We start from the raw sequence: 16,313 nt of genomic DNA, 5'->3' as shown, positions 1-16,313 counted from the left end.
GCTGTCAGTTTCCCCTAAGTAAAAGCCCCAGAGTCTTACCCTAATACTCTGGGGCTAATTCGTTTTATTTATTCATCTCTTGGTACATCACATCCACGAGCTCTCCTGTTGGGTCTCCAGATAATTCCCAAGTGAAAATGCCACCTAGATTGGCACCTTTCGCCCAATTTGCTTTTGCTTTAATCGAACGTTCATCTTCAAATGAAATGAAAACTCTCTTTTCTGGATTCCATAAGTAAGGTGCTTGCGCTTGTTCATCATACTTATATTCATAGCCCTGTTTACTGCTGTAGTTATTCATCAGATCCCAAAACATGAAATAGCCATTTTCTCCAGTGCCAAATTGTGCCCCAGTTTCTGAAACTAGATCACCGGCAGGAAGCTCACCCGCGAAATCTTTTGTTCCTTGCCAACCTCGCCCGTAAAAAGCAGCCCCAATTACCAGTTTTTCACTAGGAATGCCGTGCTCGATCATCTGATTAATAAATACGTCAGCGCCCATTCCCCACCAGCTTCGCTCAGTGGCATGCAAGTTGGTAGTGTGCCCTGTTTGTTGCCCCCACCCACCAAGGAAGTCATAAGTCATCGCAAACATATTGGTAAGATAAGGGCTCGCAGCTTTCCAGTCTATTTGCGCCGCTTTCGGGCCAACGCCAACAGCAGTGGAAAGTTCGTACTCCCTTTTCGTCGCTTTACTTAATGTATCCAGATCCTTTCTCAGTGTTTTGACAAGTAAAGTGAACGCTTCGCGCTCCGAAGCTTTTTGTTCGTCAGTAAGTTTGGTTGCAGGGTTCCAAGGTGAAGTCGTTAAACCGCCTCCTCCCGGGTATTCCCAGTCAAGATCAATGCCGTCGAAGAAGTCATACTGCTCGATAAGCTCTACGGCTGTTTTAGAAAAGTGAGCGATCGCTTTTGGATCTTTAGCCATGGCATGAAACGGTTCAGACATCGTCCAGCCGCCAAAAGAAGGCAAAATCTTTATATTTGAGTGTTCGCTTTTAAGTTGAGCCAACTGAGCGAAGTGCCCCTGATAGTCAACATCGACGCTCACTTTGCCAAAATCGACTTCTAGCGCTGCTTCTGTATCAACGACGATCGCAGTATAAGGCGCCTTCCCTTCACATTGCTTTGCAATTAGCTTTTGAACTGGCTCCCCGGCCCCTTTATGTGGCCCACACATACTTAGGAAAGCGTAAATAATATGAGTGAGCTTTTCTGCAGGAATATCTTCGACCTTATAAGGATTTTCCTTGTTGTTATACTGCCAATCCGCGAAGTAGCCCGCAACGATATTGCTGTCAGCATGCGCAGATGACGCGAACAACAGTGAGGTAGACAAAATACTAGAGAGGAACGTAAGTTTGGATGGGTGTCGACTTTGTGTAATTGATTGCATGGTTATCTCCTTTAACTTCCTACAAAGTTAAATAGAGATTTTTCTTTCTGCCGACGAATAAAATCAGTTCTCGACCCATATCTGATTGTTTTTCAATCGTTACATTGGTTGCATATTTATAAATTTCAATTCGCAAGTAATGACTTAGATATTAGGCCCAAAGCTCTTTCAATCGCTCTCAAATTTATGTGCAAATTGTCACACTACAAGTAAAAACACCATACTGTAATAAAAATCTCTCTCGAAAATTACAATGTCTGGCATTTTTACCAAGTGATACTTGTCATTAGTATCGCGCTAATGGCCTATGTGTCTTATGACTTATGGCACAACAAGCTTGAACGCATTCATCGAGCACAAGAAAACCAGATCTACTCATTTTCCAACTCTGTTAACTCTCTTTTAAAAACGCAAGAATCGTTTTTGGAGGTGTTGGAACAACAGATCCATAGTCAGCTAGTCAATGGCGAAAAGAACGACGCGATACAATTGCTTGATAAGGTCATTGCCAACCAAAACGAAATTAAAGGGATCAAGGTACTAACCCCTGATGGTAATATGTTGTTCACAAGCTCCAACCTATCAGCAGATACCAACGCCAACTACCTCGAACGCCCTGAAACACGTGACTCTTTTCTTTATGCACTGCGTTCACCCAATATCATATTAGGTAGAACCATTTATGGAAGCAGCTTGCAATCAAACCTTATTCCAACAAGGTTCGAGATTCCAATTCCAACCCTTTAGTTGTCATGGCCACAACGCTTAGCCTTGACCAATCTAAGATTTTTAACTCCTTCCCGCATCTTGGGCCTCACAATGAAATTGGGATCACACGAAACGATGGTTACATTCAATTTTACTCTAGCGAAAACGTAAGGAAGCGGGACTACTACCAAGCAATCAGCAAAGAACGCATTCAGGGAATGGCAACCCAGTTTTTCGCTAAGTTTAATATCACGATGAACGCCGCACGCGAAAGTGGGCAGATATTTACTCTGTTTATAAACCATAAAGATCAACCTGCTCAAGTCTCCCTCACTTACGATCAAGACTTCCATATGTGGGTCGTGTCAAAGGTAGAATCAAAATACTTCCTAAAGGAATTTCTCCCTTCATTTGCACTAGCATTATGTATATTCATTACCGTTCACTCCGTGTTATTCGTGCTCCTAAAAAAGATTACAACTAGCGAGCAAGAGAAGGAGAAGGAGGAACAATTAATATACCGAGCTAACCACAATTTACTGACTGAACTGCCCAATCGGATTTATTTTCAATCTAAAGCACGGGAATGGACGAGTAACGCCAACCGTCCATTTAGCCTCATATACATTGATTTAGATAGCTTCAAAGGTGTTAATGATGCTTATGGGCACAAAACTGGCGACAATATTCTTCGGTATGTCGCTGAGCGAATCAAAAAACAATTCCCAGACAAAGGGTTACTCATACATGAGTCGGGAGACGAATTTCTGTTACTCACGCATATCGTCGAAAGACACCAAGTAAAAAGGTTAATAGACAAATTACTACAGCGAGTCCATGAGCCTTTTGAGGTAGACGATCACCGATTGACTATCAGTGCTAGTGTCGGAGTTGCTCAATTTCCGTCGGATGGTAAATCTGTAGAAACATTACGTTGTAATGCTGATTTTGCGATATTCAAAAGCAAAAAAACCAACAACACCGTCACTTTCTTCACTCGTGACCTACAAGAGACACACTTACAGAAGCTAAAGGTCGAACATAAGCTAAGGGACGCGATCAATACCGATAACATATATATGTGGTATCAACCTCAGTTAAATAAAGATGGCTCGCTGCACGGAGTCGAAGCCTTAGTGCGTTGGTATGACAAAGAACTTGGACAAGTGTCTCCACAAGAGTTCATCAGTGTCGCAGAGTCTACCGGCCAAATGCCAAGGCTGGGGCAAAGGATCATTCAAAAGTCACTTACTGACATTATCCAAATTCAAAATCAAACTGGGCGTGCGTTTGAGTTGTCGATCAACATATCGGTTCAGCAATTGACGATGGAAAGCTTCATCCCAGACTTAATCGAACAAATAGAGCAATCAGAATTCCCAAGACATAGACTGACACTTGAGCTAACTGAAAGCATGATGATAAAGGATACTCACTTGATCAAAGCCAAGTTAACTCAATTACGCTCATTGGGAATTAAAACATCATTAGACGATTTTGGTACCGGATATTCATCGCTCAACATACTCAAAGAGCTGCCGCTCAACGAACTCAAAGTCGATCAAAGCTTCGTCTTTAATATCAATTCTGATCCCACACTCCTAGAGATGGTTAAGCACATCATTGAGATTGGAAAAATGTTAAACATGCAGGTGGCGGCGGAAGGAGTTGAATCTGAACGGCACGCTTCGCTTCTAAAGGAAATGAACTGTGACGTCCTACAAGGATACCTCTATTCAAAGACCCTAAGCCCAAAACAACTTACTCAATATGTCAGCCAAGAGCACATGAGCAGAATTGCGTAACCTCCACGAAACCATACAAACCTGAGCTTAACTGGCTAAGGTTTGTATGGTTTGCCCAAAATTATTTATCCAATTCACTCATTTTCATTTGTTCATCTAAGTTCAAAACGGTTAATGCGTTACTTACACTTGTCGCAATCACATCCACCACTCCAGTTCTTAACGCGCCTAATAATGCTAATGGTTTACTATTTTCTGCGGCAATCGCGATAACGTCAGAAATAGAACGAAATTCTTCTAAGCCTAACCCGATAACTCGGTCGCTCATCACTGTATTTGCGGCTTGCCCGTAAACATCAAAAAAGTCATAACCAGCAAAATCTCCAACGACGCCTTGATGCAAGCGAGACTGAACCACCTCTTCAGCGGTAAACCAACCTAAGTCAACCATATAGCTGTTTTCGCTCATGTCACCAATCCCCACTAATGCCACGTCTGCTTTACGCGCCAAATCGAGAGTTTGCTTTACCGTCGCATTCTGCATGAACGCCATCTTTTGGTCTTTATTTTCCGCATATGCTGGGGCATAGAGAGTTTCCGAGCTACCGCCGTACTTTTTAGCTAACTGACGACAAATATGATCGGCATTGAACATACCGCCTCTTGGGTGAATACCGCCGATCCCACAAACAAACTTACAGTCACGTGGGGTAATCACCCCGATATGGTGCGCGACCGCAGAAACATTTCGTCCTTGGCCAACCGTCACAACCATTCCGTTTTTTAATGAACTCGTAAGGTATTTTGAAACTAACCCTGCCACTTGTAAGCGTTGTTGCTCTTCTCTTGGCTGGTCAAGTGCCACGAGCGCACGCTTAACACCAAAACGTTCAATCAATCGTTGTTCTATCTTGGCACTAAAAACGGGGTGGTATTTTACCGTAATATCAACAATCCCCTCATCACGAGCTTGCTTGAGCATTCGCCCTACCTTTGCACGTGAGATTGAGAACTTTTTGGAGATTTCTTCTTGAGTCGCGCCATCTTGATAATAAGCAACCGCGATCTCTGTTAGTACATCAGTATTTTCTTCGGAAACATCTGGAATATTACTAGCCATATCCTGCACAACCCATCATTAACAAATATTTTACCTAAACCAACAAGTTCGACACATGCCAATTTACTCATGGAATCCATTATACAATCCGAACATGCGCTCACTCAAGTTACATTTGCTCAGCCCAATTACCACATATTTTATAGGAGTGAAATTGTGGCAAATTGACCGTTAAACGTTTGCTTGAAAGCCTTACCCAGATTGAAGCGAAATATATTTGATTAAAGTCACCGAATCGCGTTAATACCAATTGACATTGTGGGTAGATCAGATAAATATGACCACATCATTTACTCATCGAGCGAACATATGTTCGATACAAATGTTCGCTTGATTGAAAATTTAAACTGATGAGCAAATGTATGCCGCCAATTGCGCGACATTACTCATTAGTTAGCTTGCAAATGCCCACACTTCACGACCGATGAAGTGTTGCCCAAGACATAGGATGATCAAAATGAGCAACAAATTAGAGCAACTTCGTAAATTGACAACTGTTGTAGCTGACACTGGCGACATTGAAGCTATCGCAAAATACACTCCAGAAGACGCAACAACTAACCCTTCTCTAATTCTAAAGGCTGCTCAAATCGCTGAGTACGCACCTCTGATTGACGCTTCTATCGAATACGCTAAAGCGCAAAGCGATGACAAAGCACAACAAGTTCAAGACACTTGTGACATGCTTAACGTGAACATCGGTAAAGAAATCTTGAAAGTTGTTCCTGGCCGTATCTCTACTGAAGTTGATGCTCGTCTTTCTTACGACATGGAAGGCAGTGTTGCTAAAGCTCGTCAACTTATCAAAATGTACAACGACGCTGGCATCACTAACGATCGCATCCTTATCAAACTGGCTTCTACTTGGGAAGGTATCCGCGCTGCTGAAATCCTAGAGAAAGAAGGCATCAACTGTAACCTAACGCTTCTATTCTCTTTCGCTCAAGCTCGTGCTTGTGCTGAAGCTGGCGTATTCCTAATCTCTCCTTTCGTAGGTCGCATCATGGACTGGTACAAAGCGAAAGAAGGTCGTGATTTCGAAGCTTCAGAAGATCCAGGTGTGGTTTCTGTATCTAGCATCTACAACTACTACAAAGAGCACGGTTACAAGACTGTTGTTATGGGCGCAAGCTTCCGTAACATCGGCGAGATCCTTGAACTTGCTGGTTGTGACCGTCTAACTATCGCGCCTCAACTTCTCGCTGAACTTGAAGCAGCTGAAGGTGACGTTGTAGAGAAACTAGTAGACACAAACGGCTCTAAAGAGCGTCCTGCTGCAATGACTCACGCTGAATTCTTATGGGATCACAACCAAGACGCAATGGCAGTAGAGAAACTAGCTGAAGGTATCCGCAACTTCGCAGTTGACCAAGGTAAGCTAGAAGACATGATCGCAGCTAAGCTGTAATCACTACCAAATAATACAGAGGAACGAATTTCGTTCCTCTCTTATATCTAATTCAATATTTCTGTTTTGACTCTATTTTGGAAGCAATTATGAATCGCAAACATTTAGCTAACGCTATCCGTGCTCTAAGCATGGACGGTGTACAACAAGCAAACTCTGGTCACCCAGGCGCACCTATGGGTATGGCAGACATCGCTGAGGTTCTTTGGCGTTCTCACCTAAACCATAACCCATCAAACCCAGAGTGGGCTGACCGCGACCGTTTCGTACTGTCTAACGGCCACGGCTCTATGCTGATTTACTCTCTGCTTCACCTAGCAGGTTACGAGCTTTCAATTGAAGATCTTAAGAACTTCCGTCAACTGCACTCTAAGACTCCAGGTCACCCAGAGTACGGTTACGCACCAGGTATCGAAACAACGACTGGTCCACTAGGCCAAGGCATCACTAACGCTGTTGGTATGGCGATGGCAGAGAAAACTCTAGCTGCGCAATTCAACAAAGAAGGCCACGACATCGTAGACCACTTCACTTATGCATTCATGGGTGATGGCTGTCTGATGGAAGGTATTTCTCACGAAGCATGTTCTCTAGCAGGTACACTTGGTCTTGGTAAGCTGGTTGCTTTCTGGGATGACAACGGTATCTCTATCGATGGCGAAGTTGAAGGTTGGTTCTCTGACGACACACCTAAGCGTTTTGAAGCGTACGGCTGGCACGTAATCCCTGCAGTTGACGGTCACGATCCAGAAGCAATCAACGCAGCTATCGCAGCGGCTAAAGCTGAAACTGGTCGCCCGACTCTAATCTGTACTAAGACTATCATTGGTTTCGGTTCTCCAAACAAATCAGGTTCGCACGACTGTCACGGTGCACCACTAGGCGCTGAAGAAATTGCAGCTACACGTAAAGAATTAGGTTGGGAGCACGGTCCTTTTGAAATTCCGTCGGAAGTTTACTCAGAGTGGGATGCGAAAGAAGCAGGCGCAGCTAAGGAAGCAGCGTGGAACGAGAAACTTGCAGCTTATGAAGCAGCATACCCAGAACTTGCATCTGAATTCAAACGCCGCGTAAGTGGTGGTCTACCAGCTGAGTGGGAAGAGAAAGCAAACGCAATCATTGCTGACCTTCAAGCTAACCCAGCGAACATCGCTTCACGTAAAGCGTCTCAAAACGCTCTAGAAGCATTCGGCGCTATGCTACCTGAATTCCTAGGCGGCTCTGCTGACCTTGCACCTTCTAACCTGACTATGTGGTCTGGTTCTAAGTCTGTTTCAGCTGAAGACCCATCTGGTAACTACATCCACTACGGTGTACGTGAATTCGGTATGACAGCAATCATGAACGGTATCGCTCTGCACGGTGGTTTCGTACCATACGGCGCAACTTTCCTAATGTTCATGGAATACGCACGTAACGCAATGCGTATGGCTGCTCTGATGAAAGTTCAGAACATCCAAGTGTACACGCACGACTCTATCGGTCTTGGCGAAGATGGCCCAACTCACCAACCAGTTGAGCAAATCGCTTCTCTACGTCTGACTCCAAACATGAGCACATGGCGTCCATGTGACCAAGTTGAGTCTGCAGTGGCTTGGAAACTGGCAATCGAGCGTAGAGACGGCCCAACGTCTCTAATCTTCTCTCGTCAAAACCTTGCACAGCAAGATCGTGACGCAGAGCAAGTAGCTAACATCGCTAAGGGTGGTTACATCCTGAAAGATTGTGAAGGCAAACCTGAGCTAATCCTTATTGCAACGGGTTCTGAAGTTGAGCTAGCGGTTAACGCTGCGGCTGAACTGACAGCTGAAGGTAAGAAGGTACGTGTAGTATCTATGCCTGCAACTGACGCATTCGATAAGCAAGACGCTGAATACCGTGAGTCTGTACTGCCATCTGACGTAACGGCGCGTATCGCAGTTGAAGCTGGCATTGCTGACTTCTGGTACAAGTACGTTGGCTTCGGTGGCAAGATCATCGGTATGACAACATTCGGTGAATCTGCACCAGCAGGTGAGCTATTCAAGATGTTTGGTTTCACTACTGAAAACGTAGTAAACACAGCAAAAGAGCTACTAGCTTAATCATTTAAGCAATAGTAACGCTAGAAAATACCAAAAGCCCCTGCATGCCTGATGCAGGGCTTTTTTATTTAGGGCTATTCCTCAATAAGCTCAATCTCAGTACTAAATTTTACGGTTCTCAGTGATACCGAAGTGTGGAACTTTCTAATATTCAAATCAGTATGCAGAACACGCTCGACAAAGTGTTCGTACGCTTGAATGTCTTTTACTGTGACCACCAGCATAAAGTCATAACTACCAGATATTTGATAGCACTGGGTCACTTCAGGTGCTTTTAGAATCGACTTACGGAAGACTTGGTAGATGTCCGCTCGATCGCGTTCCATTTCCACCGACACAATCAAAGTCATGGTGTTGCCCGCTAGTTCAGGGTTGATAATGGATACATCGCCAATAATGACTTTGTCTTCTCGTAACCGTTTCACTCGTTTAAGACAAGCAGGAGGCGACAATCCCACAAGTTCAGCCAGTTCTAGGTTAGAGAGCCGGTTATTTCTTTGCAAAGCCACCAAAATTTTTCTGTCTATCCTATCAATCTGCATAATTTCCCTTATCACCAATAAATCCAACAAAAATTTCTCACATACACATAATTAACAAATTTTTGAAATCAAAACCACATAACTAAGAAATCACACTTCATTAACAAAGGTTAGAATCTCTCCATTAGTTAGCAAAATGGATTTAAGACAATGCAGGCAATCCAACATTTCTTTAAGGAACTCATTCGCGACATCTTTGATGTCACTTTCACGCTATTCAAGATAATGATTCCTATCATTATCGTGATCAAAGCAGTGGAAGACTTAGGAGGCGTCGTGTTGCTCAGCGAATGGCTTAGCCCAATCATGGAGTTCGTTGGCCTTCCCAAAGAGCTAGGACTTGTGTGGGCAACGACAATCCTAACCAATATTTACGCAGGCTTAATCGTTTTCATCAATCTAGATATGCCTTTAACGGTTGCTCAAGTCTCTATTCTTGGCAGCATGATGCTACTCGCGCACTCCCTGCCTATAGAAGCCGCCATTGCGAAAAAAGCTGGCGTTAACCTTGTAGCGACTCTCGTGATCCGTATCGGTGGAAGCTTACTTCTCGCTTGGCTACTGCACATTAGCTACCAGTTTGGCGACGTGCTCAATCAACCTGCGGTCGTGTTATGGCAACCTGAAACGTCAGCTGACACCAGTTACTTAGGTTGGGCAATGGATCAAATCAAGAACTTTGGTGTGATCTTTGTGGTGATATCCGCACTGCTTTTCTTACTTAAAGTTCTCAAATTGTTAGGTATAGAAAAGTTGATGGCGGTAATGCTAAGGCCTTTTCTACGCGTTCTCGGAATCAGTAAAGAAGCCACTAACCTGACTATCATTGGAATCACACTTGGGTTGTCTTTCGGAGGCGGGCTATTAATCAGTGAAGCAAAACGTGGACATATCGCGGCAAGAGACGTGTTTACCGCAATCATGCTTCTGAATTTATTACATAGCTTAATTGAAGATACATTGCTTATCTTGCTCATTGGTGCGGACTTCTACACCATTTTCTGGGGGCGCTTGGTGTTTTCTGTATTGATTGTCGCCATCATCGCACAAGCAATAAAACGGATCGATGATCGCACTTGCGAACGCTATTTTTTCCGAAGTGTGGTTCAATAACTCCCCCCACTAACAGAGGAGCCTTATTTGGCTCCTTTTTCTATTCAACTTTATCTTTACCTAAAATAGTTCTACCTAATGTACCACTATTGAAAGTTACTATTAAAATCACTCACTAGAACTTTATATCGATGAATTTTTAATCATTAACATACTTTCTAATAAACTATTCATTGATACTCTTATATTTTATTTATAGGATTTGAGGTGAAGATCTAATTATAGTAATACATCAATTTTCAAGCTTCCTCCCATTTATATTCATAATCATAATCCCGCCCATAATTTTCCATACAATGAAATTTATCACGCTCTCTTATTTTTAAAGGGCATGAGTTTCACTAGACAATTTTACATGGCTATAATCATTGTTAGATTAGTTAATAATTTATGCAACAAACCCCATTAAATAACTCATAAATCCCTCACTAACGCCCTTATTTTATAGTTACATATTATGTTGAAACCCGAACAAATAGTGACTTACAAAAATTATGTATTTGATTGGTTAATTTTATAAATATATTTTGTTACATAATCTTTAAGCATGTATCGAAACATTATGTTCATTAAAAGTTTGACTGCCATAGCAATACTCATTTCAGCACCGTCACAGGCTTCTACATCTTTAGAAAATGATGAGGCGTTGCTCAAATCTTTAATCCAACGTGGTGTTATTTGTTCAAGGTTAACTCATAAGGAGAATCAAGAATCTTTGCGAATATATTTAAGTAGGAAAAGTAAAACTAGTTTTAAAAATAAAACCACTAAAGAAGAAAAACAAAAAAAACCACCGATAGAGTGTATACAACCAAAATAAAAATCATCACTTCAAATTCACCGACAATGGCTTAAAGGAATTTGATGTAAACATGGAAATATAATTAAGGATATACAATGATTAACATGAGAAAAACCTTGCTGGCCTCAGCAATGTTAACTCTATTCAGCGTCAACAGTTATGCCAAAACTCCCATTGATTTAGGGGTGGTCAATGAAGACAAACTGATTGAAATGCTAGTGAGGCAAGGCTTAGTCGAACAAGACGCATCAGATGCCGCTAAACACGACGCACTCGATCGTTATTTAGCAAATAAAGTGAATTCAGGATTTAAAGGCGATGCGCAGTTTGGTAAGAAAGCGCTTGAGCAACGCGCTAAAATACTGAAGTCGATCGAGAAAGAGTCAGGTCTTAAAAAGGCGAGTGTTTTCGCTCTCGATCTTAGCCAAAAAAAAACAGATAAAGTACTCGCCCTGCTGGTTGATTTCCCAGATTTAAATTGGGACGACAATAAGTTGACCGAAGAGCACACTCAAATGCTGTATGAAAGCTATAAGCCTCAGCATTACCAAGAGTTACTCTTTTCCGATTCAGGCTACACAGGGCCTAACGGTGAAAACCTTATCTCTATGCGTCAATATTATGAGAGTGAATCCGGAGATAGTTACAGCGTAGCAGGACAAGCCGCTGGTTGGTACCGTGCTGCTAAACCAGCTTCATTTTACGGAGGAAACTCCCCTACTACAGATAACGATCTTAACGCGCAAGAGTTAGTTCGAGAGGCACTAAACCAGCTCGCACAAGACCCAAATATCAACCTTGCCGATTACGATATTGAAGATCGATACGACTATGATGGCGACGGCAACTTCCGTGAACCTGATGGCGTTATTGACCACCTTATGGTTTTCCATGCTTCTGTTGGTGAAGAAGCCGGTGGTGGTGTACTTGGTGCCGACGCAATCTGGTCACACCGGTTCAATTTAGGCCAAGCCCACGTATTAGAAGGAACATCCAGCTCCTTACCTGATCGCTTTGGTGGTCAATACGCCGCATTTGATTACACAATCCAACCTATCGATGCCGCGGCTGGTGTTTGTGCCCACGAATACGGCCACGATTTAGGGCTACCAGACGAATACGATACCCAATACACAGGTAAGGGCGAGCCAGTATCCTATTGGTCCATCATGTCTTCAGGCAGTTGGGCGGGGCAAATTGGTGGCACTCAGCCTACCGCTTTCAGTTCGTGGGCAAAGCACTTCTTACAAAAATCGATTGGCGGTCGTTGGATTAATGATGATCAAATAGCCATTGATGACTTAGAAGACAACCCGCAAGTCTATACGCTGTTCCAAACCACGGATAACAGCCGACCGAACATGATCAAAGTCGACCTTCCGGAAAAACAAATCGAAGGGTTGAAACCTTTTTCTGGTGAGTATTCTTTCCATTCAGCGAAAGGCGATGATCTAAAAAATAGCATGTCACGCACGTTGACCGTTCCGGCAGGCGACACAGCGGTACTGACTTTCAAAACCTGGTATGAAATCGAAAAAGATTACGACTTCGCGAGAGTTGTCGTAAACGGTAAAGCGGTCGCCGGTAATATCACAACAATGGACGACCCATACAATACAGGGCTCGTTCCAGCGATTGGTGGCGAATCTAATGGTTGGATTGACGCCGAGTTCGACCTATCAGAATGGACAGGGCAAGATATCGAACTCGCATTCGAATACATCACCGATGGTGGCTTGGCCATGGACGGTATGTATCTCGACAACCTGAACTTAATCGTTGATGGCGCCGTTACTCCAATTGATGATGGTGAGTCAAAGTCGAGTTTTACGCTGAATGGCTACCAATTAAGCAATGGTTTCTACCAAGCGCAGCATTATTACTTATTGCAATGGCGCAGTCATACAGACGTAGATGAAGGCTTAGCTAACATCAAACGTATGGGACAAGTGATTTCATTCGAACCAGGCTTGATCGTTTGGTATGTCGATGAATCCCTGACTGACAACTGGGTAGGTAAACACCCTGGAGAGGGCTGGCTAGGTGTGGTCGATGCAGACCAAAATGCGATGGTTTGGGTAAATTCTGGTGAAGTCGCGCAAACCCGTTACCAAGTTCGCGATGCTACATTTTCTCTTCAAGATCAAGCACCGATGCGTTTAGTTAATGGTGACAATGATCTGTTGGAAGACACAAGTTTGATCGGCAATGCTAGCTTCTCTGATAACCAAGACTATACATCTCCACAAGCTCCTGACTCAGGTCGTAAACTGACCGAATTTGGTCTTGCCATTGATATTTTAAATCAGGGTGAAAGCAATGAATACGGTGTCGTCCGCTTGTCAAAAGTAAGCGAAAAGAATATCGCACCAACAGCAAACTTTGAGTTGAAAATTGATGGCTTGAGTGTCGTTGCTAGTAACTACAGCCTTGATGAAGACGGTGAAATCGTTAGCTACCTATGGGATTTCGGTAACGACATCACCAGTAACGAGGTTGCACCTACTTGGTCTTACTCGCAAGCAGGAGATTATAAAGTAAGCCTAACCGTTATCGACAACAAAGGCGAAACAGGGTCATTTATGTCTGTCGCAACCGTTGAACAAGCGAATGTTCTTCCTGAAGCTAGCGCCCGCTATATCCATTTAGGACGCTGGGTCACTATGTGGTCAACGAGCACAGACAGCGATGGCCGTATCGTTGACACAGAATGGACTCTACCAAATGGGAAAGTAAAAAGAGGTCGCATATTTACTTCTCTATTTCCGAAGTACGGAAAGCAAGAAGTCAGCCTTAAAGTGATGGATGACTCGGGTGCAACGGTAACAAAAACCATCGTTGTTGACCTGTAATATTAGGATTAAGTCTATCTGTTACGCTTTAAGATTCCCCAGCGAAAGTTCTGTTTTCAAAGGGGAAGTTACACACGTTTTGTTATTTAAGCACTAATATAAAGCCCCGCTTTCTCGCGGGGCTTTTCATTTTTTCTATCTTCTTGTGTAGAGTCGATCGTACCTTGTCATATCTAACTAAGTTGTCGCAACTAACCGGCTCGTCGTTCTAGAGCGCGAGATTTCTTCGCTCCAAATGCAAACAGAACAATAACTGCGACGACAAACGGTAGCACGTAAATATTCAAATTTTTCCAGCCAGCGGTGGACTCTAGCCAACCGGACAACAAAGCGGTGATCGTAACGCAACCAAACACCACAAACTCGTTGAATGCCTGTGCTTTGGCCTTGTTCTTTGCCGCATAAGACTGACTAAACAAACTCGTCGCCGCAATAAACATAAAGTTCCAACCAACGCCAAGTAACACCAACGCCAATCTAAAGTGCCAAATCGACTGCCCATGAATATTCACAGCTATACATGCGACAAACAATAGCCCACCCATTAGGATCATCATTCGAGCACCGAACTTTTCAATTAAATTTCCGGTAAAAAACGCAGGCACAAACATACCTAAAACGTGCCATTCGATCACACCAGCTGCTTTGGTAAAGTCAAAACCACACCCGATCATTGCCAGAGGCGTCGCCGTCATTAAGATATTCATCACCGCATATGAGACCATCGCCGCGAACACGGCCATCGCAAAATTGGGTTGAGTAATGATTTGACGTAATGGCTCGGCTTTTTCGCTCACCTGCGCCAAGCTTACCTTTGGAAATTGGATAGTCTGTAGCAACAATAGCGCAGTGACATTCAATCCAATCAAAGCTGCAAACGCGCCGATATACAGCCCGTCAGCAGACCATTCTTGGGACATAATCGCCAAGTTCGGTCCTAATACTGCAGCAAGCACTCCACCCGCCATCGAGATAGAGATTGCTCGATGACGTGCGTTTTCGTCACACACTTCGATGGCAGCAAATCGATAAAGCGTACCAAAACCGATACCTATCCCTAATAAGAAGGTCGCCAAACAGAACAAATAGAATTGTTGATGAAAAAGAGCAAACGTTGCTAATGAAGCACCGGTAATACCAATCATATTACCAATACTAAATCCTCGTTTTCGTCCGAGCTTTCCCGAAATCAAAGACGCAGGAATCGTCGCCGACATCAAGCCTAAAAACTGCAATGCTACAGGCAAGGTTATCATGCTTGGCGCTGGCGCTATATGTTTTCCAATTAGTCCAATAACAGAAATCAGTAAAATATTGCCTGTCATCAACAAAGCCTGGCATAGCGACAATAGCCATACATTCTTGTTCATTTTATTCCTTATAATTCAATCGACATTTTGAAGTAGGCTTCTTCCGACTTGTAAAACCGTTCACCTGTTTTCGTCATGCCTAAACGCTGGTAGAAAGCCAGCGCAGATTCCCTTGCATCACACCAAAAATAGCGATATTGGTGCGCTTTAAGTTCAGCAAAGACCCTATCAATGACTTTGCTTCCGATGCCTTTGCCTTGAAAAGAAGCGAGTGTGGCGAATTTCCTCAAACGAGCTTCATGCCCAGAAACAAACACCGATGCGCAACATACTAACTGCCCGTCAACGAGCGCGCCAAAGTGCCAAGCTGTCTCATCACCATCAATACGACAAAAAGATTCGGGCTTTGAGGGCCAAAGAACTTGGTGTCGTATAGGAAGCGCTTCTTTCGATGAAATACGAATCACCTCTACGTTCATTAATCTAACGCCGTATCCACCGCGGCACGAGCATGGATCTCAGTGGTGTCATAAAGGGGAACTCGGGTATCTTCAGCTTGCACAAGCATTGCGATTTCAGTACAGCCCAAAATAATGGCTTGCGCGCCTAACTCATACAAATCACTGATCACAACTAAAAAGTCATTCTTTGAGCGACGGTTAACCTTCCCATGTACCAGTTCTTGATAAATCACATCGTGCACTAACTTTCTTTGCACCCCATTAGGCACAACTACCTTTATTCCATGTTTTTCTTGTAAACGACCTTTATAGAAATCTTGCTCCATAGTAAAAGCGGTCCCTAACAAGCCCACTTTGGTAATACCGTCTTTTTTCAACTGTTCTGCGGTCGCATCAGCAATATGCAATAAGGGAAGTTCGGTGCACTCTTCAACATGACCGGCCACTTTGTGCATGGTATTTGTACAAATCATCACAAAGTCAGCGCCAGCTTTTTCCAAAGATTTAGCAGAATTAGAGAGAATTTCTGCAGTCTTCAGCCATTCTCCATCTCTTTGCATTTGTTCGATTTCTGCAAAATCAACACTCACCATAGCTATCTTCGCTGAGTGATAGCCTCCTAGGCGTAAACCAACTTGTTGATTAATCTCTCGGTAGTAATTAACTGTTGATTCCCAGCTCATTCCGCCGATTAAACCGATCGTCTTCATAGCCCTTCCCTTGATAGTAATGTGATCTCATTTCACTACACCAGAAAACTGGTTGCCATTCA

Annotated in this window: 13 protein-coding genes; 7 read left to right on the top strand and 6 right to left on the bottom strand. The window is 43.4% G+C overall.

The window, feature by feature from the left end; all coding sequences use genetic code 11:
* Positions 1–64: 64 nt before the first annotated feature.
* Positions 65–1,396 (bottom strand): glycoside hydrolase family 18 protein, encoded by a 1,332-nt coding sequence (locus ACHUFI_RS17535; RefSeq protein ID WP_394251455.1) that lies wholly within the window; start codon positions 1,394–1,396, stop codon positions 65–67.
* 300 nt (positions 1,397–1,696) lie between these two features.
* On the opposite strand from ACHUFI_RS17535, the gene ACHUFI_RS17530 reads away from it, so the two are divergent.
* On the top strand, positions 1,697–2,143 hold the full coding sequence (locus ACHUFI_RS17530; RefSeq protein ID WP_394251453.1) for a hypothetical protein: 447 nt from the start codon (positions 1,697–1,699) through the stop codon (positions 2,141–2,143).
* A gap of 5 nt (positions 2,144–2,148) precedes the next feature.
* A complete protein-coding gene (locus ACHUFI_RS17525) occupies positions 2,149–3,909 on the top strand; it encodes a putative bifunctional diguanylate cyclase/phosphodiesterase (RefSeq protein WP_394251452.1) in 1,761 nt (586 codons plus the stop codon).
* 61 nt (positions 3,910–3,970) lie between these two features.
* Here ACHUFI_RS17525 and ACHUFI_RS17520 read toward each other — a convergent pair whose 3' ends face one another.
* Entirely contained in the window at positions 3,971–4,969 is a 999-nt protein-coding gene (locus ACHUFI_RS17520) for a sugar-binding transcriptional regulator (protein ID WP_394251450.1), read from the bottom strand.
* Positions 4,970–5,426: 457 nt separating this feature from the next.
* On the opposite strand from ACHUFI_RS17520, the gene tal reads away from it, so the two are divergent.
* Both tal and tkt read left to right on the top strand, forming a co-directional pair.
* The gene (gene tal / locus ACHUFI_RS17515) at positions 5,427–6,377 is read left to right on the top strand and encodes a transaldolase (RefSeq protein ID WP_394251448.1); all 951 of its coding nucleotides are present in this window, start codon (positions 5,427–5,429) and stop codon (positions 6,375–6,377) included.
* Positions 6,378–6,466: 89 nt separating this feature from the next.
* Positions 6,467–8,461 (top strand): transketolase, encoded by a 1,995-nt coding sequence (gene tkt / locus ACHUFI_RS17510; protein WP_394251446.1) that lies wholly within the window; start codon positions 6,467–6,469, stop codon positions 8,459–8,461.
* A gap of 74 nt (positions 8,462–8,535) precedes the next feature.
* On the opposite strand, the gene ACHUFI_RS17505 is transcribed toward tkt, so the two are convergent.
* Positions 8,536–9,003 (bottom strand): Lrp/AsnC family transcriptional regulator, encoded by a 468-nt coding sequence (locus ACHUFI_RS17505; protein ID WP_394251444.1) that lies wholly within the window; start codon positions 9,001–9,003, stop codon positions 8,536–8,538.
* A 150-nt stretch (positions 9,004–9,153) separates the two neighbouring features.
* Here ACHUFI_RS17505 and ACHUFI_RS17500 point away from each other — a divergent pair, with 150 nt between their 5' ends.
* The 3 genes from ACHUFI_RS17500 to ACHUFI_RS17490 all read left to right on the top strand — a co-directional run bounded on the left by ACHUFI_RS17500 (position 9,154) and on the right by ACHUFI_RS17490 (position 13,770).
* Entirely contained in the window at positions 9,154–10,116 is a 963-nt protein-coding gene (locus tag ACHUFI_RS17500) for a hypothetical protein (protein WP_394251442.1), read from the top strand.
* A 562-nt stretch (positions 10,117–10,678) separates the two neighbouring features.
* Complete coding sequence (locus ACHUFI_RS17495; RefSeq protein WP_394251440.1) at positions 10,679–10,936, top strand: hypothetical protein; 258 nt, start codon at positions 10,679–10,681, stop codon at positions 10,934–10,936.
* A gap of 77 nt (positions 10,937–11,013) precedes the next feature.
* Positions 11,014–13,770, top strand: a complete 2,757-nt coding sequence (locus tag ACHUFI_RS17490; RefSeq protein WP_394251438.1) for an immune inhibitor A domain-containing protein — start codon at positions 11,014–11,016, stop codon at positions 13,768–13,770.
* A gap of 191 nt (positions 13,771–13,961) precedes the next feature.
* Here ACHUFI_RS17490 and ACHUFI_RS17485 read toward each other — a convergent pair whose 3' ends face one another.
* From ACHUFI_RS17485 to ACHUFI_RS17475, 3 genes are read right to left on the bottom strand one after another with little or no spacing between them, the layout of a single operon-like run.
* Positions 13,962–15,140 (bottom strand): MFS transporter, encoded by a 1,179-nt coding sequence (locus ACHUFI_RS17485; protein WP_394251436.1) that lies wholly within the window; start codon positions 15,138–15,140, stop codon positions 13,962–13,964.
* Between the two features lie 8 nt (positions 15,141–15,148).
* Positions 15,149–15,559, bottom strand: a complete 411-nt coding sequence (locus ACHUFI_RS17480; protein ID WP_394251435.1) for a GNAT family N-acetyltransferase — start codon at positions 15,557–15,559, stop codon at positions 15,149–15,151.
* The gene (locus ACHUFI_RS17475; protein WP_394251433.1) at positions 15,559–16,251 is read right to left on the bottom strand and encodes an aspartate/glutamate racemase family protein; all 693 of its coding nucleotides are present in this window, start codon (positions 16,249–16,251) and stop codon (positions 15,559–15,561) included. The genes ACHUFI_RS17480 and ACHUFI_RS17475 overlap by 1 nt, the downstream gene beginning before the upstream one ends.
* Positions 16,252–16,313: the final 62 nt, after the last annotated feature.

Source organism: Vibrio profundi, from assembly GCF_043642225.1.
In the GTDB taxonomy this organism is placed as follows: Bacteria; Pseudomonadota; Gammaproteobacteria; order Enterobacterales; family Vibrionaceae; genus Vibrio; species Vibrio profundi_A.
Note: the sequence above shows the minus strand (reverse complement) of the source record. Positions and strands in the feature narration are given on the sequence as shown.